Origin of the sequence: Oryzibacter oryziterrae, from assembly GCF_021864535.1 — a bacterium.
GTDB classification, from domain to species: Bacteria; Pseudomonadota; Alphaproteobacteria; order Rhizobiales; family Pleomorphomonadaceae; genus Pleomorphomonas; species Pleomorphomonas oryziterrae.
Window position 1 is genome coordinate 1 of the sequence record NZ_JAKJIC010000040.1, and the last position, 8,032, is coordinate 8,032.

General features: G+C 67.4%; 9 protein-coding genes. 2 read left to right on the plus strand and 7 right to left on the minus strand.

What is annotated here, in order from left to right; translation table 11 throughout:
- The first annotated feature begins 410 nt into the window (after window positions 1–410).
- Window positions 411–869, plus strand: a complete 459-nt coding sequence (locus L2I41_RS21255; protein WP_237155631.1) for a nucleoside deaminase — start codon at window positions 411–413, stop codon at window positions 867–869.
- Between the two features lie 346 nt (window positions 870–1,215).
- Here the strand turns inward: L2I41_RS21255 and L2I41_RS21260 are convergent, their stop codons facing one another.
- From L2I41_RS21260 to L2I41_RS21285, 6 genes are all read right to left on the minus strand, one after another.
- Complete coding sequence (locus tag L2I41_RS21260) at window positions 1,216–1,986, minus strand: ABC transporter ATP-binding protein (RefSeq protein ID WP_237155632.1); 771 nt, start codon at window positions 1,984–1,986, stop codon at window positions 1,216–1,218.
- 135 nt (window positions 1,987–2,121) lie between these two features.
- On the minus strand, window positions 2,122–3,117 hold the full coding sequence (locus L2I41_RS21265; RefSeq protein ID WP_237155633.1) for an ABC transporter substrate-binding protein: 996 nt from the start codon (window positions 3,115–3,117) through the stop codon (window positions 2,122–2,124).
- A gap of 260 nt (window positions 3,118–3,377) precedes the next feature.
- Window positions 3,378–4,223 carry an ABC transporter permease gene (locus L2I41_RS21270; protein ID WP_237155634.1) on the minus strand — a complete coding sequence of 282 codons (846 nt, stop codon included), beginning with the start codon at window positions 4,221–4,223 and terminating at the stop codon, window positions 3,378–3,380.
- A gap of 23 nt (window positions 4,224–4,246) precedes the next feature.
- Window positions 4,247–5,599 carry an LLM class flavin-dependent oxidoreductase gene (locus tag L2I41_RS21275; RefSeq protein WP_237155635.1) on the minus strand — a complete coding sequence of 451 codons (1,353 nt, stop codon included), beginning with the start codon at window positions 5,597–5,599 and terminating at the stop codon, window positions 4,247–4,249.
- A 108-nt stretch (window positions 5,600–5,707) separates the two neighbouring features.
- Window positions 5,708–6,226: a flavin reductase family protein gene (locus L2I41_RS21280; RefSeq protein WP_237155636.1), complete on the minus strand. Its 519-nt coding sequence runs from the start codon at window positions 6,224–6,226 to the stop codon at window positions 5,708–5,710.
- A 184-nt stretch (window positions 6,227–6,410) separates the two neighbouring features.
- Entirely contained in the window at window positions 6,411–6,872 is a 462-nt protein-coding gene (locus tag L2I41_RS21285) for a carboxymuconolactone decarboxylase family protein (protein ID WP_237155637.1), read from the minus strand.
- A 64-nt stretch (window positions 6,873–6,936) separates the two neighbouring features.
- Between L2I41_RS21285 and L2I41_RS21290 the strand changes: the two genes are divergently transcribed.
- Window positions 6,937–7,410: a MarR family winged helix-turn-helix transcriptional regulator gene (locus tag L2I41_RS21290; protein ID WP_237155638.1), complete on the plus strand. Its 474-nt coding sequence runs from the start codon at window positions 6,937–6,939 to the stop codon at window positions 7,408–7,410.
- 190 nt (window positions 7,411–7,600) lie between these two features.
- Here L2I41_RS21290 and L2I41_RS21295 read toward each other — a convergent pair.
- Window positions 7,601–8,032, minus strand: a 432-nt coding sequence (locus L2I41_RS21295) for a DUF2239 family protein (RefSeq protein ID WP_237155639.1), incomplete at its 5' end; no start/stop codon positions are given.

An 8,032-nucleotide genomic window follows, 5' to 3' on the forward strand; every position in this document is an offset into this window, starting at 1 on the left:
GCAAGGGGGGAGAGAGTGCGGCTTGGTTCCGGCGGGGGCTGGAGGGTGGGGCGGACAGTGCCCCGACTTCGAAGGCTCGCATCCCCCTTCCCACCTCGTCCCCTCCCCCCTTGCGGGGGAGGGACAGGGAGAGGGGTGAGCAACCGAAAACATGAAGCTGTCTCTTGTTCCAGATGGGTGCTCGACCGGCGAGGGCGAGGCGAATTGGACGGGGTACCCCTCTCTCCAACTCTCCCCCACAAGAGGGGAGAGAGTGCGGCTTGGTTCCGGTGGGGGCTGGATTGGGGGAGGGGCGGGCGGCTTGCAGCTGCCCAGGGTCGCAGATTGGTTTCCACGTCATCGCCGCCCCTCGCCAACGCGGGCGGCCCGCATTATGGTCCGGCAAGGAGCACAAAGCGGATACGGAGAGCATGCAGCGGTCGGCGGTCAATAGCGGGTTCATGGCGCGGGCGCTTGACGAGGCGCGGGCGGCGGCGGCGCGGGGGGAGGTGCCGGTCGGGGCGGTCGTGGTGCGCGAGGGCGCGGTGATCGCGGCGGCGGGAAACCGCACGCTGGAGCTCAACGATCCCACCGCCCATGCCGAGGTGCTGGCGCTGCGCGCCGCCGGCCAGGCGATCGGGTCGGAACGGCTGATCGGCTGCGATCTCTATGTGACGCTCGAGCCCTGCACCATGTGCGCCGGCGCCATATCCTTTGCCCGCCTGCGCCGGCTCTATTATGGCGCGGGCGACGAGAAGGGCGGCGCGGTGGATCACAATGTCCGCTTCTTTGCCTCTGCGGGCTGCCATCACGCGCCGGAGGTCTATTCGGGGATTGCCGAGGCGGAAGCCGCCGCGCTGCTGCGCGATTTCTTCCGGGCCCGGCGCTAGTGGTTCGATTCTGACATTTGCATCCGCCTGATACCACCCGTCGAGCAAATGTCAGAATCATGAGAACCACTAGCAAGTCTCTGTTTCTAGTGGAGCTTTAGACTTTGACATTTGAGCGCGAGGCCGATGTCATCCGGGACTCAAATGTCAAAGTCGCTCCACTAGCGGACAAGACAGGACATTCGGGTCCCAAATGTCCCGGTCGGGCGACCAGGTGGCCTCATACCAACTCGCCGGGATGCTGACGCATCGGCTCATGGAAGAGATTTCGAATTTCTCATCTGCATCAAAGGCATGAGAAATTCGAAAGCGGAATTCCAAGAGTCATTTTCAATGCCACTTGGTATCAGTGCAGGCCGAATTCGGCCAGCAGCTCCTCGCGCAGGGCGACGAAATCGGCGCTCGACCGTTCGCGCGGGCGCGGCAGGTTCACGTCGATGAGGCGCGGCGGCTGGGCCTTGGTCTTCGGCAGCACCAGCACGCGGTCGGCGAGATAGATCGCTTCTTCAAGATCATGGGTGACCAGCACCATCGTCACCTTTTCCTCGCGCCAGATGCGGGAGAGCTCCTCCTGCATGGCGATCTTGGTCATGGCGTCGAGCGCGCCGAGCGGCTCGTCCAGCAGCAGGATTTCCGGCCGCACGGTCAGCGCCCGGGCGATGCCGACGCGCTGGGCCATGCCGCCGGAGAGCTGGCGCGGATAGGCATCGGCGAAGTCGGCGAGGCCGACCAGCTCGATATAGTGCCGCGCTTCCGCCTCCGCCCGGCCCTTCGACCAGCCGCGCACGTCAAGGCCGAAGGTGACATTCTGAAGCACGGTGAGCCAGGGCAACAGGCGCGGCTCCTGGAAGATCACTGCCCTTTCCGACCCGACGCCGGCCACCGGCCGGCCGTCGATGTCCACCTCGCCGGCGTCGGCCTTTTCGAGGCCGGCGAGGATGCGCAGGAGCGTCGTCTTGCCCGAACCGCTGGCGCCGACGATCACCAGGCATTCGCCGGAGCGGATGTCGAGGGAGAGCCCCTTCAGCACGTCGAGGCGGCGGTCGTTCAGCGTGAAAGCCTTGGAGAGGCGACGGATCGACACCTCGCCGCGGATCTCTTTTTGCACTGCGGACATGGCAACAGCTCCTTCAGAGCGCGTTCCGACCTGACGAAATCATCAGGTCGAAGAGAAATCGCTCCAGATTCAAGAGTTTGAGCAGCCGCTTGTCGATCAGGTTGTGTCAACCTGATCGGCGGGTGCTCCAGGCGGTTACTTGGCGGCGGTCTTGGTCTTGGGATCGAACAGGATGTTTTCGAGCTTCAGCTTGCCGGCGGGAATCTTGCCGCCGCGCTCCAGCGTGTCGATCCAGAAGGTGAGGTCGTGTGGCTCGGTGGCAGCCCCGGCGCGCAGGCCGAAGCCGAGCCAGTATTGGGCGATGTCCGGGTTCTCGCCGCGCGCCTTCAGGATCTTGGCCAGCGTGGCGCGGGCTTCGTCGGGATGGGCGTTGGCCCAGTCGGAGGCCTTGGCGGCGCCGGTCACGAAGGCGGCTGCCGTGTCGGGATGGGCGGCGATGAAGTCGCGGCGCAGCACCACGAAGCCGCCGGCGATGTCGCCGAGCACCTGCTGGTCGGTGAACACGGCGCGGACGCCGCCGGTCTTCAAGAGCGCGCCGCCGAAGGTCTGCTGCCAGTAGCCGATGGCGGCCACGTCGACCTGCTTCGACCGCAGCGTCTGTTCGAGCTGCGGGCCGGGCACGGTGATCAGATTGGCCGAGGTCTCCGGCAGGCCGGCCTGATGGAAGGCCTCGCGCACGGTATAGTCGAGATGGGCGCCGAGCGTGTTGATGGCGATGGTCTTGCCGGCGAGGTCCTTGATGTCGTGGATCGGGCTGTCGTCGAGCACGTAGAAGGTGCTCTTCACCGTCTGATTGACGCCGTTGGAGGGATAGGCGACCACGAAGTCGTTGCCGCCGGCGATGGAATTCAGCACGGCCGGCGTGGCGGCGCTGCCGAGCTCCACATTGCCCGATGCCAGCGCGAACAGCGACTCCGGCCCGCCCTTGGCGTAACCGATGCGATCGAGCTTGATGCCGGCATCCTTGTAATAGCCCAGATACTCGGCCAGCTCATGCGGGGCGATGCCGCCCTGGCTGGCGAGATAGCGGATGGTGACCTCTTCGGCCTTGGCGGTGAGGGTGGACGCGCCGAAGGCGAGAGTGCCGGCAACGGCGATCGAGAGGGTGAGGTGACGCAAGAGGGCGTTCATGCTGGGTCCTTTGGGGTTGGGTTGTAGGGGATGTGGACGCCGCCTGTCAGTTCGCACCGGAACCTCCTCCAGACCCTCTCCCCCCTTGCGGGGGAGAGTTGGAGAGAGGGGTTTGCGGGCTAACCGCCTTCACGCGAAGGGGAAGGCAGGGCGGCGAACTCAAGTGTTGTCGAAGGCGGTTTCTGGTTGGCTGGGGTTTACCCCTCTCTCCCACTCTCCCCCGCAAGGGGGGAGAGGGCTCGATTGGTTCCTGCCGCCCCTCACCCCGCCGCGTTCCAGCGGCAGAGGCGCCGCTGCAGGGCGAGGATGGCGTAGTTGGCGGCAAGGCCGAGCAGCGCCAGCAGGATGATCGCGGCGAACATCAGGGGGATCTGGAAATTGTATTGCGCGTTCATCACCTGGAAGCCGACGCCGTGGTTGGCGCCGATCATCTCGGCGGCGATCAGCATGAGCAGCGCCGAAGTGGCCGACAGGCGCAGGCCGACGAAGATCTGCGGGATGGCGCCCGGCAGCACCACGCGGGCGAAGATGGTGAGCCGCCCGGCGCCATAGACGCGCGCCATCTCGATCAGCTTGCCGTCCACTTCCTTCACCCCACCGATGGTGGCGAGCAGGATCGGGAAGGCCGTCGCCCAGAAGATGACGAACACCTTGGAGGCTTCCCCGAGGCCCATCAGCAGGATGAACACCGGGTAGAGCGCCAGCGCCGAGGTCTGGCGGAACAGCTGCAACAGCGGGTCGATCAGCCTTTCGGCCGCCGGCAGCTGCCCCATGACGAGGCCGAGCGGGATGCCGAGCGCCGTGGCGGCGCCGAAGGCGATTCCGGCGCGCGTCAGGCTGATGCCGAGATCCTCCCTCAGCGGGCCGCTGACGAGACCATCCCACAGTGCGGCGATCACGTCGGAGAGCGGCGGGATCACCGCCGCGTTGAGGAAGCCGAGCCGGCCGCCATATTCCCAGAGCAGGGCGAAGGCAATCAGCGCGCCGAAGCGGGTGGCAAGCTCGCCGGCAAGCCGCAGCGCCCTGGCGCCGATGGCTCCCGTCGAGGCGGTCCGGGCGCCGTCCGCGCCCAGAACCAGCGATGTCTCCACGTCCTGAATGGTCATGGTCAGTCCCTCCTCTTCCGGCCTTACTCCGCCGCGACGGCGGCGGTGCGGGCGGCGGTCCAGCGGTCGACCGCATAGGGCAGACCGAGGTTCTGCCTGAGCGTCTTGCCCTCATAGGCGGTGCGGAACAGGCCGCGCCGCTGCAGTTCCGGGATCACCAGGTCGACGAAGTCGTCGAGCGCGGTCGGCAGCCAGGGCGGCAGGATGTTGAAGCCGTCGGCGGCGCCGTTCTCGAACCATTCCTGCAGCTGGTCGGCGATGTCGGCGGGCGTGCCCACGATGGTGTAATGGCCGCGCGCCGTGGCAACCCACTGATAGAGCTGACGGATCGTGAAATTGTGCTCGTCGGCGATCTGCCTGAGCAGCGCCTGCCGGCTCTTCATGCCCTCGGTCTGCGGCACCGGCGGCAGCGGGCCGTCCAGGTTGAAGCCCTTGAGATCGAGCGTGCCGCCGGTCAGCCCGTTGAGCAGGCCGATGCCGTCTTCCTCGAGGATCAGGCTGGTCAGGCGATCGTATTTCTCCTGCGCTTCGGCGCGCGTGCGGCCGACGAAGGGCGCGACGCCCGGCATCACCAGCACGTGGTCGGGATTGCGGCCGCGGGCCGCGGTGCGGCGCTTGATGTCGGCGTAGAATTCCTGCGCCGAGGCGAGCGACTGATGGGCGGTGAAGATCACCTCCGCCGTCTCGGCGGCGAGATCGCGGCCCACATCCGACTGGCCGGCCTGCACGATCACCGGATGGCCCTGGGCCGAGCGCGAGACGTTGAGCGGCCCGCGCACCTTGAAATGCGCGCCGACGTGGTTGGTCTCGTGCAGCTTGTCGCGGTCGTAGAAGACGCCGCTCTCGCGGTCGCGGACGAAGGCATCATCCTCGAAACTGTCCCACAGGGCCTTGACCACGGCCACATGCTCCGACGCCCGCTCGTAGCGCTTGGCATGCGGCAGCTGGACGTCGAGATTGAAATTCTGCGCCGTGGCGTCGCCCGTGGTGGTCACCACGTTCCAGCCGGCGCGGCCACCGGTGATCAGGTCGAGGGACGCGAATTTGCGCGCCGTCGTATAGGGCTCCTCATAGGTGGTCGAGGAGGTGGCGATGAAGCCGAGATGCGTCGTCACCTGGCTGAGCGCGGCGAACAGCGTCACCGGCTCGAAGCCGGCCGCCTTGGCATTGCCGCCCTCGCGCGATCCGGTGAAGCCGATGGAGAGGCCGTCGGCGAGGAAATAGGCGTCGAACAGGCCGCGCTCGGCGGTGCGGGCGAGATCCTTGTGGAACTCGATGTTGACGGCGCTGTCGAGCGGCTGGTCAGGGTGGCGCCAGGCGGCAATATGCTGGCCGCCGCCGGGAAGAAAGGCACCGAGACGGATCTTGCGGGTCATGGGAAAGGTCCTTTCAGGTTGAAAATTTCGCGTGTTCAGGCAAGGCAAGGTCGATCCGCGCCGTGACGACGGCGTGGGGGATATGGCTTGAAGCAAGGGGCTTGCGGATCACGCGGCGGCAAAGCCGCCATAGCCGCCGCGGGCATAGAGCAGACAGTCGCCACCGTTGCCGAGCACGGCCCGCACGCGGCCGAACACCAGCGCGTGGCTGTGCCGCTCGATCACCTCGTCCACCGTACAGTCGATGGCGGCGAGCGCGCCGACCAGCAGCGGCGCGCCGGTTTCCAGCGTGGTCCAGCCGGCACCTTCATAGCGCTCGGCACCCTTGAGGCCGCCGCCGCCGGCGAATCGGTCGGCAATGGCCTGCTGGTCGCGGGCGAGGATGTTGACGGCGAAATGACCGAAGTCGCGCACCACCGGCCAGGTCGAGGAGGAGAGGTTGAGGCTCACCACCATGGTCGGCGGTTCCATGGAGAAGGAATGCGCCGAGGTCACCGTCGCGCCGCTGCGCCGGTCGCCGGTGCCGGCGGTGATCACCGACACGCCGCCGGCCAGGCTGCGCATCGCCCGCTTCAGCGCCGGGGCGTCGGCGTGAACAGGCAGAAGGGGATGGGTCGCGGCATTCATGGCGCAGGCTCCGGATCGCGGGGTGGCGTTCGATCTGGAGACGATGATAAAGAGATTTAGTCGATAATCTAAGTATAATAATCGAAACTACGGACCGGCCCGGAACGATCTTTCCCGCTTTGTCGGTGAAGCACGGTAGGATTTTCCCGTAGGTCCGCCGTCCGGCGCTCGCCAGCCCTGGCCGTCACGCCGGCGGCGGGAAGGCCAGGGCGCCGGCGATGCGGTTCCAGGCGTTGATGGTGGCGATCGAGACGGTCAGCGCCAGGATCTCGCTCTTCGAGAAGGCGGCTTCGATTTCCGCCGCGTCCGCCGGCGGCACCGGCAGGCGTGCCTGCAGCGTCAGCCGCTCGGCCCAGGCGAGCGCCGCCCGCTCGCGGGGCGAATAGAGGTCCACCTCGCGCCAGGCGGCGACAAGATCGAGCTTGCGACCGTCCAGCCCCAGCTTGCGCGCAAGGTTGAGGTGAAAGCCGAGGCAGAAGGCGCAGCCGTTGATCTGGGAGACGCGCAGCTTGACGAGTTCGGTCAGCAGCTTTTCCAGCCCCGTCTCGTCCACCGCCTTGCCGAGGGCGATCAGCGCCGCATGGGCGGCCGGCAGGCCCTTGGCGAAGTCTTCATAGGCGAAAGGACCGTGGGGAACGTCGGTCATGGCTTTCCATCTCCCTGGGCTGGATATAATATCAGAGCACGAACAACATATCAGAGCTTTGATAATGAGCAAGTCGCCCGTTCCCATGTTCCTTCCGGCGCCCGGCGAGGGCAAGCGCGGCGAGGACGGCCATATGGGGTACCTGCTGCGGCAGGCGGCGCATGCCTATCGCCAGCGGGCCGAAACGGCGCTGGCCGATCTCGACCTGACGCCACCGCAGTTCACGGTGCTGACCATGCTCGCCGCCTATCCCGGTCTCTCCGGCGCCGACCTCGCCCGCCTCGCGCTGCTGACGCCGCAGACCATCGCCGTCATCGTCGGCAATCTCGACCGCGCCGGCCTGATCACCCGTGAGCCGCATCCGGTGCACGGCCGTATCCTGGCGATCAGTCTGACCGCCCCCGGCCGCGCCGTGCTGGCCAAGGCTCGCAGCCGCATGCAGACGCTGGACGACAGCCTGCTCGCCGGCCTCGACGCCGACCACGAAACCGTCGTCCGCCGCTGGCTCGTTACGGTGGCGCTGCCGACGGAGACGTGATCTGCCGGGCCGCCGGCGCTGGTGCAAGGATGGGCAAAGGCGCGAAAGGCGAAGGCCGGTGACTGTTTCCCCGAAGGGGTAACCGTCACCTTCCCTCCATCAGGAAACCGGGCACAATCGGCCACATCCCGCGCACATGGTGACAGGAACGACTTTCAGTCGATCCAGTCACCAGCTGTCGTCGCAGGCTTCACACCCCGCCGAAGGCCAGGCGCGTCACGTAGGCGGCCACGTCCTGTGGCCAGGCGGCGATGCGGGTTTCGAAGCCGGCGCGGTCGCCGGCGAACAGGGCGCGCAGGGCGTCTTCATAGCCGGGGAGATCGCCGGCCAGTGCCGACATCACCCGATAGGCGGCTTCCTGGGCGGCGCGGCTCGCTGCGCGCGGCCCCTCGGCCCGGCGGGCCTCGTCCACCAGCTTGCGCAAGGCGACCGACGGCCCGCCCGGCTGGGCGGCCAGCCAGTCCCAGTGGCGCGGCAGCAGGGTGACTTCCTTGCCGACGACGCCGAGCTTCGGCCGGCCCCGACCGCGCGGTTCGCCGGGGTCGGCCCCCGTCGCAGTCCCGCTCTCCGGCTCGGCGGCCACGCGTGGCGCGCTCGGTGACCGGGCGGGCTCGGGCGGCAG

Bases quoted from the DNA above. Each gene is read 5' to 3' on its own strand.
- L2I41_RS21270 (WP_237155634.1), bottom strand. From the start codon at position 4,223: ATGACCATTCAGGACGTGGAGACATCGCTGGTTCTGGGCGCGGACGGC.
- L2I41_RS21255 (WP_237155631.1), top strand. From the start codon at position 411: ATGCAGCGGTCGGCGGTCAATAGCGGGTTCATGGCGCGGGCGCTTGAC.
- L2I41_RS21275 (WP_237155635.1), bottom strand. From the start codon at position 5,599: ATGACCCGCAAGATCCGTCTCGGTGCCTTTCTTCCCGGCGGCGGCCAG.
- L2I41_RS21265 (WP_237155633.1), bottom strand. From the start codon at position 3,117: ATGAACGCCCTCTTGCGTCACCTCACCCTCTCGATCGCCGTTGCCGGC.
- L2I41_RS21260 (WP_237155632.1), bottom strand. From the start codon at position 1,986: ATGTCCGCAGTGCAAAAAGAGATCCGCGGCGAGGTGTCGATCCGTCGC.
- L2I41_RS21280 (WP_237155636.1), bottom strand. From the start codon at position 6,226: ATGAATGCCGCGACCCATCCCCTTCTGCCTGTTCACGCCGACGCCCCG.
- L2I41_RS21290 (WP_237155638.1), top strand. From the start codon at position 6,937: ATGAGCAAGTCGCCCGTTCCCATGTTCCTTCCGGCGCCCGGCGAGGGC.
- L2I41_RS21285 (WP_237155637.1), bottom strand. From the start codon at position 6,872: ATGACCGACGTTCCCCACGGTCCTTTCGCCTATGAAGACTTCGCCAAG.